The following is a 22,434-nucleotide window of genomic DNA, read 5'->3' on the forward strand; positions in this document are numbered from 1 at the left end:
TGGCGACCTTGCGTGTTGCGTTGTCCATGATCACGCCTTCGCCTGTAGGAGCCAGGCTTGCCGGCGAAGGCGGCCTTGAATGTTGCGTTGTGCATGAACACGCCTTCGCCGGCAAGCCTGGCTCCTACGGGACCGGGATCGACCGAAAAAACAGATGCAGCCTAATTCTGTGGGAGCTGGCTTGCCAGAGATGGCGACCTTGTGTGTTGTGTTGTCCATGAACACGCCTTCGCCGGCAAGCCTGGCTCCTACGGGACCGGGATCGACCGAAAAAACAGGTGCAGCCTAATTCTGTGGGAGCTGGCTTGCCAGCGATGGCGGCCTCACGTCATGCGCCGCCATCGAATACGCCTTCGCTTGTAGGAGCGAGGCTTGCCCGCGAAGGCGACCTTGTATATTGCGTTGTCCATGAACACGCCTTCGCCGGCAAGCCTGGCTCCTACAAGGTTGTACCGGAGAATTGCGTGACGATTTCCTCGATCACCGCCCGCACCCGGGCGGTGTGTCGCAGGTCGGCGTGCGTGACCAGCCACACGTCATAAGGCAAGGGTCGCGTGCGCTCCGGCCACAATCTGACCAGGCCATCGCGCTCGCCCAGGTGCACTGCAATTTCCCCGATGCCGATGCCCGCCACGATGGATCGGCGTACCAACAGACTGGAACTGAGGCTCGAAACAATCCTCCCGCGTCCCAGCGGTTCGTTGACCAGCGTCAGGTTGCCACCCTGCAAATACGGCTGGTACACCACCAGATCATGTCCCTCGAACGCCTCCCCCGGCTGCGGAATGCCGTGGGTATCCACATAGTCTTGCGATGCGAACAGACCCACCGGCCAACGGGCGATCCGCCGGGCGATCAGGTCGGGGTTTTCCGGGCGGGTATTGCGCACCGCGATGTCGGCCTCGCGCTTGGCCAGGCTGAGGATTTGTGTCGAGGCATCCAGTTGCACCCGCACATCGGGGTGCTGCCGATGCAGGCGGGCAATGGCCGGGATCAGGAAGTCGATGGCCAGGGAATCGGTGGTCGTGACCCGCACCAGGCCGGTCAGTCGCTCGTCGAGGCCCTGGATCCGGCGCTCCAGTTCCAGCGCCGAATGCTCCATTTTTTCCACCGCACGCATCGCGGCTTCACCCACGGCGGTCAGCGCATAGCCTTCGGAGGTGCGCAGAAACAGCGTCGCGCTCAATGACTTCTCCAGGGCGTTGATGCGCCGGCCGACCGTGGCCTGATCCACCCCCAGTACCCGCGCGGCACCGCGCAGTGTCGACTCCCGGCAGACCGCTAGAAAAACCCGCGCGTCATCCCAATTCATGGCGCCTCCATCACGATGCATTTATGCATCGCACACATGTTAAATCGCAGCATTATTGCATCAAAAAATTTCTTTATGCTGACACCATCTCACCCACTACAGGTATCGAGCATGACGATTGCCCACACCATGACCCAGATCGAAATCACCGAGCCCGGCGGCCCCACCGTCCTGCAACCACGCCATGTGCCCGTGCCCGTTGTCGGCGCCGGTGAAGTACTGATCCGTGTACGCGCCGCCGGGGTCAATCGCCCCGATGTACTCCAGCGCGCCGGCCAATACCCGATGAAACCCGGCATGAACCCGATCCCCGGGCTGGAAGTGGCCGGTGAAGTGGTCGCCGTCGGCGCAGGTGTCGACGACTTCGCCGTCGGTGACAAGGTCTGTGCACTGACCAATGGTGGCGGTTACGCGCAGTATTGCGTGGTGCCGGCCAGTCAGACCCTGCCAATCCCCGAAGGCCTGGACTGGGTGCAGGCCGCCGCGATCCCGGAAACCTTTTTCACCGTGTGGGCCAATCTGTTCGAGATGGGCGGCGCCCGCAAAGGCCAACGCGTTCTGATCCATGGTGGCACCAGCGGCATCGGCACCACCGCACTGATGCTCTGCCGCGAGTTCGGTATCGACGCTTTCGCCACGGCGGGCAGCGAAGAAAAGTGCGCGGTGATCCGCGAGCTGGGTGCCGAAGCGATCAACTATCGCGATCAGGACTTTGCCCGGGTCATCTCCGAAAAAACCGCGGGCCACGGCGTCGATGTGGTGCTCGACATCATGGGCGGTTCGTACCTGGACAAGAACGTCGCAGCCCTGGCCCTCGAAGGGCGATTGGTAATGCTGGGCTTCCTCGGCGGAGCCGTCGCCAAAGAGGTGAATCTGCTGGCAATCATGGCCAAACGCGCCATCGTCACCGGTTCACTGCTGCGTTCGCGCACCCGCGAAGAAAAGGCCGTGATTGCACAACAACTGCGCGAACACGTTTGGCCGGTGCTGGCGTCTGGTCGTTGCCTGCCGATGATCGACAAGGTCTACCCGCTTGAAGACGTCGCGCAGGCCCATGCACGAATGGAAGCCGGTGATCACGTTGGCAAGATCGTGTTGCGGGTCGATTGATCCGCACGACATCCCCTGTAGGAGCGAGCAAGCTCGCGATGGTCGTCAACGATGACGCTGGAAACCTGACACCCAACGGCGTCTTTGAAACCATCGCGAGCAGGCTCGCTCCCACAGATTGCAGATCGCAGAAGGCAGAAGGCAGAAGGCAGAAGGCAGATTGTACAGTTGTCGAAATTTTTCCCGCCTCATACAGACATCTGTTAAAACGCGGGCTTGATGTCCGTGCCGGTAAACACTCGATGCCTGTTGCCCTTCTCCCCCGTCTGCGCCGTCGCTGGCTGTCGCTGTTGTGCATGGCGGCGCTGGTTGTCGGCCTGCCGGTGAGCTGCGGTGCCCTCAAGTACAAGGAACGTGAACTGCTGTTTCGCATCGAGCCGGGTACAGCCGGCTGGTACAACGGCCTGCCCGGCGACGTTCAGGAGTTCGACTTAAGGCCTGCCGGCTTCAAGGCCGGGCAAAACCTGCATGCGTGGTGGTGGCCGGCCGCACGCCCCGATGCGCCTTCGATCCTCTATTTGCATGGCGTTCGCTGGAACCTTACCGGCCAGGCGTTTCGCATCGAGCAATTGCGTGCCATGGGCTATTCGGTGCTGGCAATCGACTACCGCGGGTTCGGCCAGAGTCACGGCGATCTGCCGTCCGAAGCCAGCGTTTACGAAGACGCCCGGATCGCCTGGGAGCGTTTCACGGCCATGCAACCCGATGCCAGCAAACGCCTGATCTACGGCCATTCCCTGGGGGGTGCGGTGGCTATCGACCTGGCAGCGGAGCTGGCGGCACAGGCGAAAAAACAGCAGGTTGCCGTGCCCGTGCATGGTCTGGTGATCGAGTCCACCTTCACCTCGCTGGGTGATGCCGTGGCGGAAGTGGCCAGCAACAACCTGCCGGTGAACTGGCTGCCGGTGCGCTGGCTGCTGTCAGAGAAATTCGATTCCATCGACAAGATCGTCGACATCGACATGCCGCTGCTGGTGGTCCATGGCCTGGCCGATCCGTTCATGCCGTCGCGCTTCAGCCAGCAGTTGTTCGATGCCGCCCATCCGCCCAAGCGCCTTCTGTTGATTCCCGGCGGGACACACAACAACAGCATGAGCCTGGGTGGCAGCCAGTATCGCCAGGCCATCGACGGCTTGATGAAAGCCAGGGCGCCGCAGATAGCCGGGCCGTCGATGCCCCGCAATGCCCGGGATTCCTGAGTCGCCTAGCCCTGGAACCGCGCCCGATACTTACCCGGGCTCTCCCCCGTCCACTTCTTGAATGCACGATGAAATGCACTGGGCTCCTGAAAGCCCAGTTGTTCGGCAATGTCACTGATACTGGCCCGGCTCTGGCGCAGTTGTTCGAAAGCCACCGCGCGCCGGACTTCGTCCTTGATTTCCTGATAGGAACAGCCTTCCCGTTCGAGCTTTCGGCGGAAGGTGCTGGGGCTCAAGTGCTGTTCCTGAGCGAAAGCCTGCAAGGTGGGCCAATGGCTGTAATGGCTGCCTCGCAAACGTTGATACACCTGAGACGCCAGACCGTGCTGGTTGCGAAAGCGGATCACCAGCCATTGCGGCGCCGTGCGCAAGAACACCTTCAGCGACGCCAGGTCCTGTACCACCGGCAAGCGCAGGTAGTGGCTGGCGAACTCGATTTCGGTGCGCCCGGCGCCAAAGGTCAGGTTGGGGCCCCACAGCAGGCGGTCGTCACTGAGGGACAAACGCTGATGACGAAAGTCCGCACGGTCGATGGGGATGCGCCGACCGCCCAGCCAGCACAACAGGCTGATCATCAGCACCAGAAACGTCTCTTCGCCGAAACGACTGACGTCATCGTTCACCGCATGGCTTTCAAGGCTGATGACCGCCCGCTTGCCGCGCACCGTCAACGTACCGCGATAATCGCGCAGGAACAGGGCGAAGTTGGCCAGGCACTGGCGCATGGCTTTGTGCAAGTCGGGTTCCTGAATCAAGGCGCGGCAAATGAGCGCGAAAGCGCCCGGCGGCATGCCATGGGAATCGAGCCGGAAAAACTCGTCGTTGAGCTCGCGGATCTGAATCAGCCACAACGCCGCGAAGGCATTGGCCGGCACCCGCGCCGTGGGCTGCTGCACCAGCGCAGGATCGAGGCCGGCCTGCTCCAGCACCGCTTGCACGCGTGGCGAATCATCTCCCAGCCCCTGGATCATTGCCTGCACGAAGTAGGCAGCCACCGAGTCCTTTTCCCGCATGTGAACGCTTCTCTCCCCATCGATGAAAATGGCAAAAAACACCAGTGCCGTTGAACAGTTTCGGCATAGGACAACCGCCTGGCCGGCTCTAGACTCGCGCAATAGTACGCCTTCGGCCGCCCCCGCGGCCAAGGTATCGCAGGACTTGAGCGCAAGGGCGGCAACATGAATCTTTCAAACATCGGCGTGATTGGCGCCGGCACCATGGGCAACGGTATTGCGCAAGTCTGTGCACTGGCCGGTTTCAACGTGACCTTGCTCGACATCAGCGAAGGGGCCTTGCAAAAAGCCGTCGCGACCGTCGACAAGAACCTCGATCGGCAGGTCGCCAAGGACATCCTGACGGCCGAACAGAAACTCGCAGCCCTGGGCAGAATACGCACCAGCACCGATTACAGCAGCCTGCACGATGCGCAGCTGGTCATCGAAGCTGCCACCGAAAACCTCGAACTGAAACTGCGGGTATTGCAACAGATCGCCGCGCAGGTCAGCAGCGAGTGCGTGATTGCGTCCAATACGTCGTCACTGTCGATCACCCAGCTTGCCGCCAGCGTCAGCCAGCCTGAGCGTTTCATCGGCCTGCACTTCTTCAACCCCGTGCCGGTGATGGGCTTGATCGAAGTCATCCGCGGCCTGCAAACCAGCGATGCCACCCATGCCCTGGCGCTGGACATGGCGACGGCGCTGGGCAAAACGGCGATTACCGCCGGCAACCGCCCGGGGTTCGTGGTCAACCGGATTCTGGTGCCGATGATCAACGAAGCGATCCTGGTGTTTCAGGAAGGCCTGGCCAGCGCCGAGGACATCGACGCCGGCATGCGCCTGGGTTGCAACCAGCCCATCGGCCCACTGGCCCTGGCGGACCTGATTGGCCTCGATACCCTGCTGGCGATCATGCAAGCCTTCTACGAAGGCTTCAACGACAGCAAATACCGCCCAGCGCCGCTGCTCAAGGAAATGGTTGCCGCCGGTTATCTGGGTCGCAAATCGGGGCGTGGCTTCCATGCCTATGCCTGAGCGCTGTTCGCGTTTCGCCGAATACCGGGACAAAGTGCTGGAGCTGTTTGCCAGCAAGGGTTTCGGTCAGGTCGGCATGCGTGAACTCGCCACGTGCCTGGGGCTTTCCCCGGGCTCGTTGTACCACCATTACCCCAGCAAACAGCACCTTCTGCTCGACCTGATCGAGGAGTTCTACGAAGAGCTGTTGGCGACTTTGGGTCGCATCGAGAAGAAGGCCTCGGCCAAGCGCGACCGGCTCAACAGCCTGATCCGCGCACATCTGAACCTGCACCGCGACATGCCCTGGCATTTTCGGCTGGTGGAGCGCGACAGCGGTTGCCTGAATGAAGAGCAACAGGAACGGGTGCGACAGTTACGCGAGCAATACGAGCATCGATTGCTGCAGATGCTCGGCGCCCGATCCCGCCTGAGTGAGCCGGGCCTGCTGGCGGCCGGTCATGCCATTGCCGCGTTGCTCAACAACGCGCCGAGCTGGCTGGCAACCCATGCGCTGGAAGAACGAGAGCAGGACGAACTGCTGGAAAACATGCTCAGCGGAGCGATCGAGCGCGTGCTTGCGCCACGACGTGCCGCCGAGGCGATCAGCCTTGCCCGCCCTCTGGGAAACATACCTGCCCCGTAGGAGCGAGGCTCGCCCGCGAACGGAGCGCCGTGGTGTAACTGTTGCACCGCGTTATCGTTCTTCGCCGGCAAGCCTGGCTCCTACAGACGCAGACGGATAGGCAGACAGACGGAGACGCTTGCACATCCATTTAAGCTTTACTTGTCCGGTCGATGTACCTCTTCAATGACCGGGAATCGCTCCATGAAAATCAATCCCTACCTCATCTTCAACGGCGACTGTAAAGCCGCGTTCACCTTCTATGCCCAAAGCCTCAACGGGAAGATCGAAGCCATGATGACCTTCGGTGAGACCCCGGCTGGCGAGCATGTTCCCAAGGACCTGCACAACCTGATCATTCACACCCGCCTGGCGGTGGGCGACCAGGTCATCATGGGCTCGGACACCACGCCCGACCGCCCCGTCGACGAGATGAGCGGCTGCTCGATTTCGCTCAATGTCGACAGCATCACCGAGGCTGAACGGGTGTTTGGCGCACTGGCGGCCGGGGGGCAGGTGCAAATGCCGCTGGAGGCCACGTTCTGGGCGACACGCTTCGGCATGCTGATCGACCGCTTTGGCGTGTCCTGGATGGTCAACTGCGAAAAGGATCAGTAAGAAGGCTGCCTGTTCGCAGATGTTATGCGCATGAAACAGCCCAACCTTCAAAGGTTGGGCTTTCTGGCAACTCCCCGCCCGTCTGCTACCGTCAACCCTATCGCCCCCGTATAGCAGCGGATTGCCCGGAGGAAACCCAACATGCCTGCCCCTGTCGCATCCTGGTCCACCCGTTTCAAACTGTCGCTCCTGGCAGGCGGACTCACCGCCGCACTGTTGGCGCTCAGCGGTTGTGCCTCCGTCGACGCTCAGACCACTGCCTACGTCGGTGTCGAACACCCGGCACCGACCGTGCCCAGTGAAGTGACGGTTTTACGCAGCGAGCCCCTTCGCCCGCACATTCGACTGGGTGAAATCCTGATCGACGCCACCGTCGATCCCGCCCCGCCCGTCGCCGAGGTCGAAGAGAAACTGCGGGATGAGGCGGCCAAGCTCGGAGGCGATGCCGTGGTGGTGGTGTACGACCATATTCAGCGGGTGGGCGCCTATGTAAACGGCCCCTTGTGGGCCCGTGATGTGCAGACGGTCAACGGTCGCAAACTCAAGGGCATCGTCATCAAGTACCGGTAGTAACCGTCAGGACCTTGACGAGTTCGCACGCGAAGAGAGGTGGCCGGCATGTCGAAACAACCTTTCGTCGTAAATCTGTCGTTGGGAGGCCAGGCACGCCCCTGTCTGGCTTGTGGCTTGCACATGCCGGCATCGCAGCCGCAGAACGACATAATTCTGACACGGCAGCCCCTCAAACTAACGATTCAGAACTCCAGCAATACGCTTGGTCAGTCACCGGAGATGTAACGTGTCAACTCTCAATGAAATCGCAGCGAACCACGCGAGAATGGCCAAGGCAAAGGAATTGGAGGCGACCGGGTTGAGTGAGCGACCGCTACAGGTAGTCGGCAGTATTGAAATCACCTCGCTGGAAAAACCCCAGGAAGTACCGTTGCACCTGATTGCCGGCGCACAGGACAACAGCCTTGGGCAGATCGTTGGTTTCATGATCTGAGGTCAAGTCACGCGCCGGGCACCGCAGCCCGGCGCCGATGCACGCTTTCTCCTCCACAGTCCCCCCTCCCCGCGCGTTTTCTCCTCCGATCCACTTCATCGCCGCTATTGCCAACGACTTTGCCAGTGGTGAAACCATCGGCCGGTTGACTCATTGCATTCAGGATTGGCCAAGCGCGACCTGCCGATAATGCCGCGGGGTAAAGCCGGTCAATGCCTTGAACTGGCGGGTGAAGGCGCTATGGTCGGTGTAGCCGCACTGCAGCGCGACGTCGGTGATGGGCATATCGGTGTGAAGCAGTCGATGGGCGTGCTCCAGGCGAACCTTCTGGATCATTTGCCGCGGTGTCAGGTTGAACACCCGCTTGCAGTAGCGCTCCAGTTGCGCCACTGAAATGCCGGCGATCCTTGTCAGTTCACCGAGGGTGACGCGCCGGTTGAAATGCGCGCGAATGTGTTCGTCCACGGCTGCCAGACGCTGATAGGCCGGGTGGGTTTCACTGGCCGATTGCAGGTCGACGGAAATGCCCGCCAGGCCAATGATTTCTCCGCTGCGACCATACAACGGCCGTTTGTGGGTCAGGCACCAGCCAGGTTCCCGACTGCCGTACAGGTGCAGCTCCAACTGATCCTCCAGAACAAATCCCTGCTGCAGCACACGTCGATCCTGCTCCGTATAACCAGGCCCCAATTGCGCCGGAAACACCTCGGCGCTGGTTTTGCCGAGCAAGGGTTGCAGGTGTTTGAGCCCGCAGCGTTGCACCAGGGTGCGATTGGCCATGACATAGCGCGCCTGCATGTCCTTGATGAAGATCGCGGCATTGGGAATGACATCCAGCATCGGCAGTACCAGCGCCACGCTCGCCAGTAGCTCATCGAGGTTTTGCGGACGACGCCCGTTGTTTTCCTGGCCCAGGATCGCAAACGCGCTTTGCATCATGACGCTGACTCCCAACATTTTTTGCCCAGGCGATGCGCCCTTTTCACGGCGTTCATCGAGCAGGTTGCCGCAAGGCCGGCGCACTGTCGAGCGCATGCGCGTTTAACTGCAATTGTGCTGATTTCGTCATTCATGCCTGCGCAAAACATCAATCGCGAACGGGCCGATGGGTTCAATCTTTCGCCATTGCAGGCCCGCTCAAGCTTGGCGCAAGACCCGGCGGGCAAGCAGTGGCCAGACCCGGTTTCAACGATGCAATCGGTCGTTTTGATCGCTGCGTCGATGTCGGCAAAACCGACGATGACGTTTACCAGTGACATCACTCCTGCCTATCCAATAACTCACAAGAAGGCGACGCCATGTCAGGCAAAGGCAAGTTCAAAAAACAACTTTCATTGATGGACCTTACGTTTATCGGACTGGGAGCGATCTTCGGTTCGGGCTGGTTGTTCGCGGCCAGTCACGTGTCCGCCATTGCCGGACCGGCCGGCATTTTTTCCTGGTTGCTGGGCGGTTTTGCCGTTCTGCTGCTGGGCATCGTTTACTGTGAACTGGGCGCGGCGTTACCACGTGCCGGCGGTGTGGTTCGGTATCCGGTGTACTCCCACGGACCGCTGCTGGGCTACCTGATGGGCTTTATTACGCTGATCGCCTTCTCAAGCCTGGTGGCGATTGAAGTGGTCGCCTCTCGCCAATATGCCGCCGCCTGGTTTCCCGGACTGACCAAGGCCGGTTCCAGTGACCCGACAGTGATCGGCTGGCTGGTTCAGTTCGGCCTGCTCTGCCTGTTCTTCCTGCTCAACTATCGCAGCGTGAAGACCTTCGCCAAGGCCAATAACCTGGTCAGTGTGTTCAAGTTCATCGTTCCACTGCTGGTCATCGGTGTGCTGTTCACTTTCTTCAAACCGGAAAATTTCCAGGCCCAGGGCTTTGCGCCATTCGGCTTGTCGGGCATCGAAATGGCGGTCTCCGCCGGCGGCGTCATCTTCGCTTACCTGGGGCTGACACCGATCATCTCGGTAGCCAGTGAGGTGAAGAACCCGCAACGCACCATTCCCATCGCACTGATTCTTTCCGTGCTGCTCTCCACCGCGATCTATGTCTTGCTGCAAGTGGCCTTCCTCGGCGGCGTTCCCACCGAGATGCTGGCCAACGGCTGGGCCGGTGTGAGCAAGGAGTTGGCCTTGCCTTACCGCGATATCGCCCTGGCACTGGGCGTGGGCTGGCTGGCTTACCTGGTGGTCGCCGATGCGGTGATCTCGCCCAGCGGGTGCGGCAACATCTACATGAACGCTACCCCGCGGGTCATTTATGGCTGGGCGCAAACCGGCACGTTCTTCAAGGTGTTCACCCGTATCGACGAACAGTCCGGCATTCCGCGCCCGGCGTTGTGGCTGACCTTTGCCCTGTCGGTGTTCTGGACCCTGCCCTTCCCGTCCTGGGAAGCGCTGATCAACGTGGTATCGGCCGCGCTCGTACTCAGTTATGCCGTCGCACCGGTTTGCGTGGCCGCGCTGCGCCGCAACGCTGCGGATATGCCACGCCCGTTCCGGGTCAAGCGGATGAATGTACTGGGGCCGCTGTCCTTCATCATCGCCTCGCTGATTGTCTACTGGTCGGGCTGGAACACCGTGTCCTGGTTGCTTGGCCTGCAAATCCTGATGTTCGTCGTCTACCTGCTGTGCGGTCGTTTCGTACCGACCCTGCACCTGAGCCTGGCCCAACAGGTGCGCTCGTCCGCCTGGCTGATCGGTTTCTATGCCGTGACCATCGTCCTGTCCTGGCTGGGCAGCTTCGGCGGCCTGGGCGTCCTCGGTCATCCATTTGACACCCTGGTCGTGGCGGCTTGCGCCTTGGGGATCTATTACTGGGGTGCAGCGACCGGCGTGCCGGCGCATCTGGTTCGTCTCGACGATGAGGACGATGAAAGCGAAGCCGTGACGACCACCACCACAGGCCCACGCCCGGTAAGCGCACATGCACGGGTTTCGTCCTGAACCCCGGTCACTCTTCAATGGATCAGTTTATGAAAACAGTACGTGTCATTGACTCTCACACGGGCGGCGAGCCCACGCGCCTGGTGATGAAGGGTTTTCCCGAGCTTGACGGCAACACCATGGCCGAAAAACGTGATGCCCTGCGCGACCGGCACGACCAATGGCGTCGAGCCTGCCTGCTGGAACCCCGTGGCAACGATGTGCTGGTCGGCGCGCTGTATTGCGAGCCGGTTTCGCCGGACGCCACCTGCGGGGTGATTTTCTTCAACAATGCCGGCTACCTGGGCATGTGCGGCCACGGCACCATCGGCCTGGTCGCATCCCTGTACCACCTGGGTCATATCGAACCGGGCGTGCACAGGATCGATACACCGGTCGGCCAGGTCAGCGCCACCCTGCACGAGGATGGTTTGGTCACGGTGGCCAATGTGCCGGCCTACCGCTATCGCCGGCAGGTGCCCGTCGAGGTCCCCGGACATGGCCGCGTATACGGTGATATCGCCTGGGGCGGCAACTGGTTCTTCCTGGTCTCCGATCACGGCCAGACGCTGCAACTGGATAACGTCGAGGCCCTGACCGAGTACACCTGGTCGATGCTCAAGGCACTGCAGGATCAAGCTATCTACGGCGAAGACGGAGCCCTGATCGACCATATCGAGTTGTTTGCCGACGACGACCGCGCCGATAGCCGCAACTTCGTCATGTGCCCCGGCAAAGCCTACGACCGCTCGCCCTGCGGGACCGGCACCAGCGCCAAGCTGGCGTGCCTGGCGGCCGACGGAAAACTGGCCGCCGGCCAACGCTGGGTCCAGGCCAGCATCACCGGCAGCCAGTTCGAAGGTCGCTATGAATGGGACGGCGAACGTGTTCGACCGTTCATCACCGGCCGCGCCTGCATGACCGCCGACAGCACGTTGCTGATCGACGAACAGGATCCTTTCGCGTGGGGCATTTGAGCCGCCACGCCGGATGCCGCGCCCGCGGCTACCTATCACCCGATTGACCTGAATGAATGTTTCAAGGAGCTATAACAATGAGCGATAACATCTTCACTGGCTGCATTCCCGCGCTGATGACCCCATGCACCGCCGAGCGCAAGCCGGACTTCGACGCATTGGTGGCCAAGGGTCGCGAACTGATCGACATCGGCATGAGCGCTGTCGTGTACTGCGGGTCGATGGGTGACTGGCCACTGCTGACCGAAGCCGAGCGTCAGGAAGGCGTGGCCCGTCTGGTCGCCGCCGGCATCCCGACCATTGTCGGCACCGGTGCGGTCAACAGTCGAGAAGCCGTGTCCCACGCGGCCCATGCCGCCAAGGTCGGTGCCCACGGCCTGATGGTCATTCCTCGCGTACTGTCCCGTGGCGCATCCGCCACCGCGCAAAAAGCTCACTTCGCCGCCATCCTCAACGCTGCGCCGCAGCTGCCGGCCGTGATCTACAACAGCCCTTACTACGGCTTCGCCACACGCGCCGACCTGTTCTTCGAACTGCGTCGCGAACACCCGAACCTGATCGGCTTCAAGGAGTTCGGTGGCGCTGCCGACCTGCGCTACGCCGCCGAAAACATCACGTCCAAAGACGATGACGTCACCCTCATGGTCGGTGTCGATACCCAGGTGGTCCACGGTTTCGTCAACTGCAACGCCACCGGCGCCATCACCGGCATCGGCAACGCCCTGCCGCGCGAAGTGCTGCAACTGGTAGCCCTGAGCAAGCAGGCCGCCAAAGGCGATGCCAAGGCACGGCGCCTGGCCCGGGAGCTGGAGTCGGCACTGGCGGTGCTCTCGTCCTTCGACGAAGGCACCGACCTGGTGCTCTATTACAAGCACCTGATGGTGCTCAACGGTGACAAGGAATACACCCTGCATTTCAACGAGACCGACGCGCTGACCGAGGCCCAGCGTCGTTACGCCGAAGCCCAGTACACATTGTTCCGCCAGTGGTACGCGAACTGGTCGAAGGAGCAAAACCTCGATTGATGGCTCGCGGCGTCCATTGCGTGCCGCGAAAGCACGCCTGCTGCGCGACCGAATGGTTTCGTGGCAGGCCCACCTCATTTATTCAGGAAGCGCCATGACTCTGACAGGCAACATGCTGATCGGCCAGCAGGCCATTACCGGCCACCGCGAAGCGATCCAGGCAATTGATCCGGCCACCGACAAACCGCTCGACCCGGCCTACCCTGGCGGCACCGGCGAACAGGTGGAACAGGCTTGTGCATTGGCATGGGCGGCCTTCGATCGTTATCGCGAAACATCCCTGACCGCACGCGCCGAGTTCCTCGAAGCCATTGCGAGCGAGATCGAAGCGCTGGGCGAAGCACTGATCGAGCGCGCCATGCGCGAAACCGGTTTGCCACGCCCGCGCATCCTCGGCGAACGGGGACGGACCTGCCAACAACTGCGCACGTTCGCCCGCACAGTGCGCGCGGGTGAATGGCTGGACGTGCGTGTCGATAACGCGCAACCGCAACGCCAACCGCTACCTCGCCCGGACCTGCGTCAGCGCCAGGTGGCGCTGGGACCGGTGGCCGTATTCGGTGCGAGCAATTTTCCGCTGGCCTTCTCCGTTGCCGGTGGCGATACAGCGTCCGCGCTGGCCGCCGGGTGCCCGGTGATCGTCAAGACCCACAGCGCTCACCCCGGTACCAGCGAACTGGTGGGGCAAGCGGTGTGTCGTGCGGTGAAGAACAGTGGCTTGCCTGAAGGCGTGTTTTCACTGCTGTTCGGCTCCGGCCGCGAAGTGGGTATCGCGCTGGTCTGTGATCCACGCATAAAAGCCGTTGGGTTCACCGGTTCGCGCAGTGGTGGCATCACCTTGTGCAAGGCGGCCCAGGCACGTCCCGAACCGATCCCGGTGTATGCGGAAATGAGTTCGATCAATCCGGTGTTACTGTTTCCGGCGGCCTTGCAGGCTCGAGGCGACGCGCTGGCCCACGGGTTCGTCGCGTCGTTGACCCAGGGCGCCGGGCAGTTTTGCACCAACCCGGGTCTGGTGATTGCCCGCCAGGGCCCGGCCCTGGACGCCTTCATAGCCGCTGCCGCCGACCTCATCCGCCACAGCAGTGCCCAGACCATGCTCACGCCGGGCATTTTCAACGCCTACGAGGCCGGTGTAGGCACACTGACCGAAAACACGCATGCACAGACAGTCGCGGCAGGCCAGGCGAGTACCGGCCCGAACCAATGCCAGCCGCACCTGTTCGTCACCCGTGCGCAACATTTTCTGGCCGACAACCATTTGCAGGCGGAAATTTTCGGTGCCGCTTCGCTGGTCGTCCAATGTGCCGACGACAACGAAATCCACCAGGTCATCGAGCACCTGGAAGGCCAACTGACCGCTACCCTGCACCTGGACGACGCCGATCAGGATTCTGCCCGGGCATTGCTGCCTGTGCTTGAACGCAAAGCGGGCCGCCTGTTGGTCAATGGCTGGCCAACAGGCGTCGAGGTGTGTGATGCCATGGTCCATGGCGGCCCCTTCCCGGCCACCTCCGACCCGCGCACCACGTCGGTAGGCACGGCTGCCATCCTGCGATTCCTGCGGCCGGTCTGCTACCAGGATTTCCCGGACACTTTGTTACCCACTGCACTCAGGCATGGCAATCCGTTACAGTTGCGGCGCCTGCTCGATGGCCAGAAAGAAGGCTAGGAACATGTCGACTTCCTTTACGCCAAGCGATCAGCACGCCCCTGTGGACATCGCCGTGATCGGCGCCGGCATCATCGGCGTCGCCTGCGCCCTGCGCCTGGCACGCCAGGGTCGGCGGGTGGTGGTCTTCGACCATCAGGAGCCGGGCCACGGCGCCTCTTTCGGCAATGCCGGGCACCTGGCCACCGAACAGGTGTTTCCCATCGCCGACCTGTCCATCCTCAAACGCCTGCCGGCGATGCTGATGGACCCGATGGGGCCATTGCGCCTGGACTGGAAATACATGCCTCGCGCCTTGCCATGGTTCACGCGTTTGTTGCTGAACCTGCGACCGGCGCCTTTCCGCCGCACCGTGGCCGGCATCCGCGCATTGAACGAAGGCAGCCTGGGTGCCTGGCAACGCCTCCTGCAGACAATAGCCCGCCCGGACCTGTTGAAAGAGGATGGTTCGTTGCTGGTTTACGAACGCCCCGAATCACGACAGGCACTCGACGCGTTACAGGCACGCATGCTTGAACAGGGTGTGCCCGTCGACGCGTGGCAGGCCGGGGCTGTGCGCAACGCCGCCCCGCAACTCAGCGAACGGATTGAGGGAGGGCTGTTCTTTCCACGCACCGGGCATTTTCTTGACCCGTACAAAGTTGTCTGTGAACTGGTCCACGCCGCCAAGGCCAACGGGGTGCAATTCGTCAGGCAAAAAATCCAGGATGGACTCCTGCATGAAAGCGGCGTCTCGCTGGTTGCCGATCAGGCTACCTTCCAGGCACGCCAAGTGCTGATCGCCTGCGGCGCCCATTCCGCCAGACTCACCACGGCACTGACCGGCAGGAGGGTCCCTCTGGACACCGAGCGTGGCTATCACCTGATGTTGCCCCATGAACACCAACGCCTGCCCTTCGCCGTGACCTCGCTGGAACGCAAGTTCATCATGACCCCCATGGCCGATGGCCTGAGGCTGGCAGGCACCGTCGAATTCGCCGGCCTGCAAAGCCCGCCGAGCATGGAACGCGCCTGGCAACTGCATCGGTTGAGCAAAGGCCTGTTCAAGCACGACCTGAACGCTGACCAGGCGACACCCTGGATGGGCTTCCGCCCTTCCCTGCCCGACTCCCTGCCGATCATTGATCGGGTCTGTGATGCAAGGGTGTTGCTCGCCTTTGGTCATCAGCACCTGGGGCTGACACAAGCGGCGGTGACGGCGGAGCTGATCGGGCAGATGGCATTGCCTGGTGGCGATGGCCGAGGGATCGGGTTGCCGGGGGGTGAGGCGTATCGGCTGGATCGGTTTTGACTCGGCCGCAAACGGAGCTGATGGCGTGATCGAACAGGGTTGTTGAGCGGCTCTGCGGCGGGAACATAATGCGTTGATATGGCATTTTTTGGGTTTCTGCCTGTCACACTTTCGTCACATCCGCCAGGCATAGTGAATTCAGCCAAAGGGATTTGGCCCATCTACTGATAGCCCGACCCAGCGTCGGGCTTTTCGTTTCTGCCCTACCTTGAAAACCTCAATGGCTCTGCATGCCAGAGCGAACGCAGGATCATTGCGTTCCATCCGCCCAGGTCCCGCCATGAACAGAATCGACATTCGGGATAGCCAATCCCCGAAAAATCCCCGCGCCCTTTCGGTCCCCCTCCGGCGTTCTGCCAGCGAACACAATCCGCCTATCGCAGTAGTGATTCACTGATACATCGCTGGTAATCTGCGCGCCACGTTCGCCAGCCATTAAGGGATGGAGGCGAAAATAGAAGCCCCGAAGCCGCGAACCTTCGGGGCTTCGCATTTATTAAAACTCGCGCCTGCCACGCTTTCCTCTCTTCACGGAGGAACTCCCCATACCGAACTCAAACCTGCTCCCTTCGCTACTCCTCAAAATCAATGAAAATCGACTTGTCCTCGAAGCGGCCATCATGGTGGCGCCTGAGTGACACCTATGTCGTGCGCCTAAAGCCGCGACTTTATTCGTTATCCATAGTGGCAATCATCTGGCCCGAATGATTCAATCGGTGCGCCCTTCATGGTCAGGAAAAGCGCGGTGGGAATGTTGAAAGTTTTAAGCATGTTTTCGTTTGGCATTTCCTCTCTCATCGGTGCCGGTGTGATGATTGGGCTGTATCTTGCGCTCTACGGCGCCAGATGTGTTGAACTTCGCCTGGAAGGCAAACCGGCTCCAAAGGAGCGCGTGCTCGTATTCGTTATCGTGGCATGCCTTGCCGGTCTTTTAATTGGAAGCTTTGCTCAAGGACTGGCGGAGATCCGAGACGAATGCGCGGCGATCGGCCAGGTGCCCAAGCCTTGTCTGCTAAAGCGACTCGGGCGGTAGGACTGGGTTGAGAGCCCCCCACCTGTTTGGCATTTCCATCGTACGCCGGCTCGCAGGTCATTCCCGGAGTTCCAGCCTAATCAGCAGCGTCAGCCAGCGAGGCAGGGGTCAGGAAATCAAAACCTTGGAAGGTCACCAATTTGCTCAAGCTCGGACACGCTGGCTTCTAACTCGATGACTCGTTCACCAGAGGCATTGACCCCAAGAAAGACTCTCGACCGGTTTCCGAGGCCATCGCCAGCAAAAACCTCATCACCTCGAGCAATTGCTTCGCAGACCTGACCAAAGCTGACCACTTGGTTATGTCCGATGGCGTGCATGTGTCCATCCAATTTCGCCCATTCGAACTCAATGTATTTTCCGTCGTGATCCTTCCGAGCCATCGAAACGATATACGTATCCATTTCGCTTACCTCACTGTGCACCTAAGAACTAAGCCTAGCCCTATTTCCCATAACCTTCTTTTTGTACGTCTGTCGACGAGCCGCCTCTCTCCCTACAGCCAAGCAACAACCCTGGTGCACTGCGAGGGAATGCATCGACTGGAGCAACCTCCAGCACACCATCTTCCGCACAAGGTCTATGGCAAACAACACCATGCACCAGGTAGCCAAGGGCTGCTGGCGGCATGTGCAGACCAACGCGAAGCCCTTCATTGTGTCAATGCGCACATACCAACACCCATGGGACGGACGCAGCGCTCTCAACGATCAGTGCCGCCAGCACGCATCACGCGCAGGTCAGGCCAGTTGCGGCGCCTGGAGCTCCCAATCCCACTTCAACTTGCAGACCTCCTGCTCGCGACAACCCGTGTTCAGCTTGTATAGGGCCATCGTCTGCAGATGCGCCGACAAATCCCCGAACAGAATCGAGCCAGGGCCTGCGCTCTTCGTCCCTCCACTTCCTTGCGCAAAGCGAAAGAACCCGGATCACCCCTTCGATCGAGATGTTGATCGTTCAGGGTGCTGAAGCTCCAGGCAAAAAAGCTGCTCCATGGCGGACTCGCTTCAGCGTTCACATGCCACGAACACTTTGGTAATTTTTCAAAAATCATTTATCACTCGTGTAAACTCTCGCGCAAAAATGAAGGGACTTCCCTGATGTCTGCCGTCAAGCACCAAAAAAATTACGAAATAGAGGCATTACGCGCGATCGCCGTCTTCCTGCCAGTCATGGGGCATTTAGGAAATCTGCTATTTTGGTATCCCCAAATAGGCAACTGGTCATATGGGCTCTGGGCTGGGGTCGACATATTTTTCTGCATATCTGGTTTCGTAATTGCTAATGCGTTTTACAAAACCTTTTATTCCGCAGCAAGACTGGAGGATAAATCCACGTTCGTAAAAGAAATGGTTTCCTTCTACATACGAAGAGCTTACAGAATTTTCCCGTCTGCAATGCTTTGGCTTTTCATCGTGTGTGTACTGTCAGTAACATTCAATCACTCAGGTATATTCGGCAGTCTGAAAGCCAACATTTTTGATGGCCTATCAGTTGCAATGTTTGTATCTAACATACATTTTGCGAGCTGCTACGCTAGCACCCTAGGAAACAAACTCTGCGGAAGCAACGGCATTTATTGGAGTATCTCGCTAGAGGAACAGTTCTACTTCTTGTTTCCCTTCCTGTTCTTCCTGAAGCTACGCTGGATTATGTGGCTTGGGGCTGCCGTATTGATTGGCACCGGCCTTATGTATTTCAACTCCTCGAGTTTCTTGCACATTCTCTACACCAGAATGGATGGGATCCTGCTAGGCGTATGTTTGGCAATCTTTAAAAACACCAAAGCATATTCGCTTATAGAGCCAAAATTTCTGGCTAACAGTGCAATAAAATACTTCACAGCCTTCGCTTTGATATCTGCAATTCTTATAACGCCGTCCAACGGTGGTGTCATACCTTTTGTCTTCACCATGGTGACTTTGCTCTGCACTGTCACTGTCTGGCTGGGGTCGTACCAGGGCGGCTACCTTTTCCCTGAGGGAAAAATCAGAAGCATCCTTGCCTACATTGGGGCCAGGTCGTTTGCCATCTATCTGGTTCATAACCCATCCTTCTGGCTGACCAGAGAGATTTGGTCGAGGATTGAAGGTGTAGGGTTCCAGTTCGACTCCCACTACAACATCCGTTTTTGCGTAACCGCTATTGTCTTGATCGCTGTATTTGCCGAGCTGAACTACCGATTTGTGGAGACTCCACTCAGGAAGCGAGGTATCGAAAAATCCAAGAAATATCTAGCGTCTAAAGCCAGTAGCCGTGAGCCTGCATTCGCATAATCAGCCAGTCCACCAGCACTTCGTGAAACGCCGGCTTGTTTGCCGGCGCTCGGGAGAATCTGTAGCAGCTGTTGCTGAGTAATGGATATGCTTTTCTCCAGGCATGAAAAAGCCCGCTCTCGGCGGGCTTCCTATGTGTCGATAAACTACTTTTTATTTGGCCAAATTTTCCATTCTTGCATTTGCGAAACCAGCGCCGCCGCAAATACTTGGTGGCCGTGCGCCCCCATATGAAGGCCGTCTGGAAAGTCTTTCGGCTTCAAGCCAATTTTAGTTGCGTCGAAAATATGCGCCTTTTCAGCTGTGCAGACGTCAACGACTTTTTCACGAAACTCTTGAATGGTCCACTCACCATCGGCATGAGGCTTTTTAACTCCCTCCTCTTTGTTCCAGGTTGGAACCACACAAACGGGAGTGGCACCCTTGTCTTTGATGTAATCCAAGACTTTGCGATAGGAATTTTCATACTCAGCAAGACCGATCTCAGGACTTCCCCAGTCGTTCGTTCCTAGCGCCACGATTACGCAGTCCGGCTGTCGGCTGCCAGTCACATACCAGATCGCCTGAAGGTTCTCTACCAGTCCCCAGCCCGGGGTGCCACCGCTGGAAAGTCTTTGTCCGCCACCAGACATGTTTGCGATAGAGACGTTCGTTTTCATTGGAATCATGCTTGCCGTTAATTGACTGGCATCACCTATACCGTTTTTTCGATATACATAGGACTGGATTGAATCACCGGCAATAATGCATCGAGTGTGGACTTTTTGTTCTTGAGAGAAGGCGAAAGCGGATTGGCACAGAAGCAATAAAAGCAGTATTTTTCTCACAAAGTGATTCTCTTCCTGGAGGATGGTCCCGGTATTTCGCGGCTATCGTACAGAAACACAAGCGACCTGTCTTGCCAAAGCAACCTCAAGGCCAGAGCTGCCATTCCCTCATTTGATCAACAAACGCATTAGCGTAGATTTCATGTCCCTGGGCGTTGAGGTGCAATCCATCAAAGAAGTGCTCTGCATTTAGACCGATGCAGTCCGTTATAAATACGTTAGCCCCCTCTGAGCAGGCAACCTGCGCAGCGTAGTGTCGGTACTGTACAAGGGTAAAGTTTCCATCGGAACCTGGTTTTGGCATGCCCTCTTCATGATTCCAAACTGACGGCGCTGAAACCCGCTGCAAGAATGCTCATCCACTCTTACAGAACGTCGTTGAGCCAATCATCAGTAACCACGGTTGTCTGACTGTACGCAGTGGCCGCAATGACCATCATAAGGCCGCTGATCATCTTGAAAGCTTTTGATGTAACCGCCCACCTGCATCAAATCCCAGAATCGGTGGTTATCGAGTGCTGGCGAACTGACCGCCGCCACGGTACTCGGCGCCGAGACATAACCGACAATTCCTTCGACTTGAGATGATGGTGGCGGCATGGTCAAATAAATGATGGCCTTTTGCCAAGGAGATTTCAGTTGAAGCAGTACCGCGGATTCATCATATTTTTTTTGGCAATGACTTCACTCTTTATCCTGGTCCAGGTCTGGCATTTAAAGGCTGCTCCGGAAGAGAAAAAGCAAGAGCAGGAACGCCAGCTTCAAGGGATTGCGCTTCTCATGAATGTCGGAACCCCAAAGATGTTCGATGAATCAACTCGCCTTGACTCGGTAACGTACAAAGATGGTGTCATGCGTGTCTCATACACGCTCATGAAGGTCTCGAAAAAAGAAGTCGATTCCGATTCATTTACGAAGGACACAAAAGCCCTTGCCACCTCAGTATCCTGCGCCGAAAAAGGTCTGGGACCTTTCGTGAAGTCGGGGCTTTTGGTTAATTACACCATCAACGACTCAAGCAACTCACCGATAGCCGAATTGCAGATAGGCAAGTCCGACTGCCTCTAAAAATCAGCGCCTGAAGCCTGCCTCTCTCGCAGGCTTTTTTTGCGTGCCGTACTCGCTACGGGATCCGCGCTACTCGCCACTCCCCCTCCCGACACCACCTGACTGCACTCCCCTACGCGTCCAACGGCAACCAGCGGAATTGATATCACGCAACTGCTGCTCCATCCGGGCTTTTTGCCAGCCGCCGGCGCGAAATGCCACCTGTTCGGCTTGGCCCAGCACTGAGCGACCTTGCTTCACGAAACACGACGACGCCCACATTACCTGGATTTCAGCGTCGATCAGGTGTGCGTGGTCTTCGTGGTGGATACTACCGGTGTCAGCGAGGATCTCGGTCTAAAGCCATTCCCACACTTCAGGAGCTCGTACGAGGCGAATTCCAAAGTCTGACAGTCCACCCAGTTCATGCAGCGAGTTCGGTGGCATAGGCCTGTCCATCACTCATCTTGGACTTGAAATGGTGGCGTGTTGCCGGTATTAACTCCGCGCGATGACGCTACAGAGCCCAAGGTGTAGGAAATGGATAACCTGACGAAGCTGCGCATAGTGCTGACAATCGGAGCGATTGTCGGTTTTTTACCCATTACCCTGCTTTTCACTGCAGGCGTCGTTGGTTTATTGATACCACTCTTTTTTATCGTCCAAGATCCACCACTCGCGGTCTTGGTCGGTATCGGTGTCTTCATCATCTCGTCATTTGCGATATGGTCAGCATGGAAAATCTATGCCCTGTCGATGGCAGCCTCTCCTGTTGTGCGCTACACACGCTTACTTTCGGCGGGCGCAGTGACTGCCATGATTTGGGGGATGCTCCTCGCTTACTACATGCGTGAGCTGCCAGAACTGACATACATATTTCTGATGCCTGGAATCATCTCTACAGCCATGCTCGCATTTACATTGAGAAGGGCGCGGTCCTAACGCCATTAAAGAAGCGTGCCGCGCTATACCTCTGCCTCAAACACTTCCAATCAGCACCCTCGCTTGATAAACGACCATCACCGGTTAAGGTCAATGGATTGATTTCATGAGGTGAAGCTATGGAAGCAGTGTTCGTCTTGCAGAAGAGACCCGCTCGGGGAATGGTGAACGGCTTCTACTATCGGATCGTCAATGTACAAACCGGCGATCCGTTCATGGCGAACTTCGTTGATGTATCAGCAACCGACTCGCGCGCACCAGCGCTGACGATTCTGAAAAGGAGGGAAGCATGATGAAAATGGCCATGGTCACTCGAAAAGTCACTATGGCAGAAACAACAAAGCCGCTCGAAAGCGGCTAAGTCATTGAAAAATATGGTCGGGACGGAGTGATTCGAACACTCGACCCCTAGCACCCCATGCTAGTGCGCTACCGGACTGCGCTACGCCCCGACCCCATTGCGGATCAACTGAGTGAAGGCGTAGCGGTACTTGAAGACTTCTTCCTGCGGGCTATAGCTCTCCCGTGGGCCGCGTGCCAGATACTGTGC

General features: G+C 58.7%; 23 protein-coding genes, 1 tRNA gene and 2 pseudogenes. 18 read left to right on the forward strand and 8 right to left on the reverse strand.

Annotated elements, in window-relative coordinates:
• Positions 1–439: 439 nt before the first annotated feature.
• Positions 440–1,312 carry a LysR family transcriptional regulator gene (locus tag ACQKP2_RS26330; protein ID WP_427580773.1) on the reverse strand — a complete coding sequence of 291 codons (873 nt, stop codon included), beginning with the start codon at positions 1,310–1,312 and terminating at the stop codon, positions 440–442.
• A gap of 111 nt (positions 1,313–1,423) precedes the next feature.
• On the opposite strand from ACQKP2_RS26330, the gene ACQKP2_RS26335 reads away from it, so the two are divergent.
• Together ACQKP2_RS26335 and ACQKP2_RS26340 are read left to right on the forward strand one after the other, a co-directional pair.
• Entirely contained in the window at positions 1,424–2,422 is a 999-nt protein-coding gene (locus ACQKP2_RS26335) for an NAD(P)H-quinone oxidoreductase (RefSeq protein WP_427580775.1), read from the forward strand.
• 242 nt (positions 2,423–2,664) lie between these two features.
• A complete protein-coding gene (locus tag ACQKP2_RS26340; RefSeq protein ID WP_427580777.1) occupies positions 2,665–3,621 on the forward strand; it encodes an alpha/beta hydrolase in 957 nt (318 codons plus the stop codon).
• 5 nt (positions 3,622–3,626) lie between these two features.
• Here the strand turns inward: ACQKP2_RS26340 and ACQKP2_RS26345 are convergent, their stop codons facing one another.
• Positions 3,627–4,634, reverse strand: coding sequence for an AraC family transcriptional regulator (locus tag ACQKP2_RS26345; protein WP_427580779.1), 1,008 nt, complete (start codon positions 4,632–4,634; stop codon positions 3,627–3,629).
• Between the two features lie 165 nt (positions 4,635–4,799).
• On the opposite strand from ACQKP2_RS26345, the gene ACQKP2_RS26350 reads away from it, so the two are divergent.
• From ACQKP2_RS26350 to ACQKP2_RS26370, 5 genes are all read left to right on the forward strand, one after another.
• Entirely contained in the window at positions 4,800–5,651 is an 852-nt protein-coding gene (locus tag ACQKP2_RS26350) for a 3-hydroxybutyryl-CoA dehydrogenase (protein ID WP_427580782.1), read from the forward strand.
• Positions 5,638–6,276 carry a TetR/AcrR family transcriptional regulator gene (locus tag ACQKP2_RS26355; protein ID WP_427580784.1) on the forward strand — a complete coding sequence of 213 codons (639 nt, stop codon included), beginning with the start codon at positions 5,638–5,640 and terminating at the stop codon, positions 6,274–6,276. Before ACQKP2_RS26350 ends, ACQKP2_RS26355 begins: the two co-directional genes overlap by 14 nt.
• Positions 6,277–6,459: 183 nt before the next feature.
• Positions 6,460–6,873, forward strand: coding sequence for a VOC family protein (locus tag ACQKP2_RS26360; RefSeq protein ID WP_427580785.1), 414 nt, complete (start codon positions 6,460–6,462; stop codon positions 6,871–6,873).
• Between the two features lie 141 nt (positions 6,874–7,014).
• Positions 7,015–7,443: a hypothetical protein gene (locus tag ACQKP2_RS26365; RefSeq protein ID WP_427580787.1), complete on the forward strand. Its 429-nt coding sequence runs from the start codon at positions 7,015–7,017 to the stop codon at positions 7,441–7,443.
• A gap of 229 nt (positions 7,444–7,672) precedes the next feature.
• Positions 7,673–7,879: a hypothetical protein gene (locus ACQKP2_RS26370; protein WP_427580789.1), complete on the forward strand. Its 207-nt coding sequence runs from the start codon at positions 7,673–7,675 to the stop codon at positions 7,877–7,879.
• A gap of 159 nt (positions 7,880–8,038) precedes the next feature.
• Here ACQKP2_RS26370 and ACQKP2_RS26375 read toward each other — a convergent pair whose 3' ends face one another.
• Positions 8,039–8,818, reverse strand: coding sequence for a helix-turn-helix domain-containing protein (locus ACQKP2_RS26375; RefSeq protein ID WP_427580791.1), 780 nt, complete (start codon positions 8,816–8,818; stop codon positions 8,039–8,041).
• 132 nt (positions 8,819–8,950) lie between these two features.
• On the opposite strand from ACQKP2_RS26375, the gene ACQKP2_RS26380 reads away from it, so the two are divergent.
• From ACQKP2_RS26380 to ACQKP2_RS26410, 7 genes are all read left to right on the forward strand, one after another.
• The gene (locus ACQKP2_RS26380; protein ID WP_427580793.1) at positions 8,951–9,217 is read left to right on the forward strand and encodes a hypothetical protein; all 267 of its coding nucleotides are present in this window, start codon (positions 8,951–8,953) and stop codon (positions 9,215–9,217) included.
• The gene (locus tag ACQKP2_RS26385; RefSeq protein ID WP_427580795.1) at positions 9,178–10,815 is read left to right on the forward strand and encodes an APC family permease; all 1,638 of its coding nucleotides are present in this window, start codon (positions 9,178–9,180) and stop codon (positions 10,813–10,815) included. Before ACQKP2_RS26380 ends, ACQKP2_RS26385 begins: the two co-directional genes overlap by 40 nt.
• Before the next feature lie 29 nt (positions 10,816–10,844).
• Complete coding sequence (locus ACQKP2_RS26390) at positions 10,845–11,771, forward strand: 4-hydroxyproline epimerase (RefSeq protein WP_427580797.1); 927 nt, start codon at positions 10,845–10,847, stop codon at positions 11,769–11,771.
• Between the two features lie 77 nt (positions 11,772–11,848).
• On the forward strand, positions 11,849–12,796 hold the full coding sequence (locus ACQKP2_RS26395) for a dihydrodipicolinate synthase family protein (protein ID WP_427580798.1): 948 nt from the start codon (positions 11,849–11,851) through the stop codon (positions 12,794–12,796).
• Positions 12,797–12,890: 94 nt separating this feature from the next.
• Entirely contained in the window at positions 12,891–14,468 is a 1,578-nt protein-coding gene (locus tag ACQKP2_RS26400) for an aldehyde dehydrogenase (NADP(+)) (protein WP_427580800.1), read from the forward strand.
• Positions 14,469–14,472: 4 nt separating this feature from the next.
• Positions 14,473–15,759, forward strand: coding sequence for an NAD(P)/FAD-dependent oxidoreductase (locus ACQKP2_RS26405; protein WP_427580801.1), 1,287 nt, complete (start codon positions 14,473–14,475; stop codon positions 15,757–15,759).
• A gap of 751 nt (positions 15,760–16,510) precedes the next feature.
• Complete coding sequence (locus ACQKP2_RS26410; RefSeq protein WP_427580802.1) at positions 16,511–16,792, forward strand: hypothetical protein; 282 nt, start codon at positions 16,511–16,513, stop codon at positions 16,790–16,792.
• Between the two features lie 116 nt (positions 16,793–16,908).
• On the opposite strand, the gene ACQKP2_RS26415 is transcribed toward ACQKP2_RS26410, so the two are convergent.
• Both ACQKP2_RS26415 and ACQKP2_RS26420 read right to left on the reverse strand, forming a co-directional pair.
• Positions 16,909–17,196 (reverse strand): hypothetical protein, encoded by a 288-nt coding sequence (locus ACQKP2_RS26415; protein ID WP_427580804.1) that lies wholly within the window; start codon positions 17,194–17,196, stop codon positions 16,909–16,911.
• 342 nt (positions 17,197–17,538) lie between these two features.
• Positions 17,539–17,749: pseudogene (locus ACQKP2_RS26420) on the reverse strand (tyrosine-type recombinase/integrase); the annotation flags it as partial.
• Between the two features lie 143 nt (positions 17,750–17,892).
• Here ACQKP2_RS26420 and ACQKP2_RS26425 point away from each other — a divergent pair.
• Positions 17,893–19,068 carry an acyltransferase family protein gene (locus ACQKP2_RS26425; RefSeq protein WP_427580805.1) on the forward strand — a complete coding sequence of 392 codons (1,176 nt, stop codon included), beginning with the start codon at positions 17,893–17,895 and terminating at the stop codon, positions 19,066–19,068.
• 146 nt (positions 19,069–19,214) lie between these two features.
• Here the strand turns inward: ACQKP2_RS26425 and ACQKP2_RS26430 are convergent, their stop codons facing one another.
• On the reverse strand, positions 19,215–19,895 hold the full coding sequence (locus ACQKP2_RS26430; RefSeq protein WP_427580807.1) for an SGNH/GDSL hydrolase family protein: 681 nt from the start codon (positions 19,893–19,895) through the stop codon (positions 19,215–19,217).
• A gap of 639 nt (positions 19,896–20,534) precedes the next feature.
• Between ACQKP2_RS26430 and ACQKP2_RS26435 the strand changes: the two genes are divergently transcribed.
• Complete coding sequence (locus ACQKP2_RS26435) at positions 20,535–20,963, forward strand: hypothetical protein (RefSeq protein ID WP_427580808.1); 429 nt, start codon at positions 20,535–20,537, stop codon at positions 20,961–20,963.
• A 144-nt stretch (positions 20,964–21,107) separates the two neighbouring features.
• On the opposite strand, the pseudogene ACQKP2_RS26440 reads toward ACQKP2_RS26435, so the two are convergent.
• Positions 21,108–21,401 (reverse strand): annotated as a pseudogene (locus tag ACQKP2_RS26440) (putative metallopeptidase); the annotation flags it as partial.
• A gap of 81 nt (positions 21,402–21,482) precedes the next feature.
• On the opposite strand from ACQKP2_RS26440, the gene ACQKP2_RS26445 reads away from it, so the two are divergent.
• Both ACQKP2_RS26445 and ACQKP2_RS26450 read left to right on the forward strand, forming a co-directional pair.
• The gene (locus ACQKP2_RS26445; protein ID WP_427580810.1) at positions 21,483–21,884 is read left to right on the forward strand and encodes a hypothetical protein; all 402 of its coding nucleotides are present in this window, start codon (positions 21,483–21,485) and stop codon (positions 21,882–21,884) included.
• Positions 21,885–22,003: 119 nt separating this feature from the next.
• Complete coding sequence (locus tag ACQKP2_RS26450; RefSeq protein WP_427580812.1) at positions 22,004–22,177, forward strand: hypothetical protein; 174 nt, start codon at positions 22,004–22,006, stop codon at positions 22,175–22,177.
• An 82-nt stretch (positions 22,178–22,259) separates the two neighbouring features.
• Here ACQKP2_RS26450 and ACQKP2_RS26455 read toward each other — a convergent pair.
• Positions 22,260–22,336 (reverse strand) — tRNA-Pro (locus ACQKP2_RS26455).
• Positions 22,337–22,434 lie beyond the last annotated feature (98 nt).

The sequence above is a fragment of the Pseudomonas sp. NPDC089569 genome (genome assembly GCF_050280625.1).
In the GTDB taxonomy this organism is placed as follows: Bacteria; Pseudomonadota; Gammaproteobacteria; order Pseudomonadales; family Pseudomonadaceae; genus Aquipseudomonas.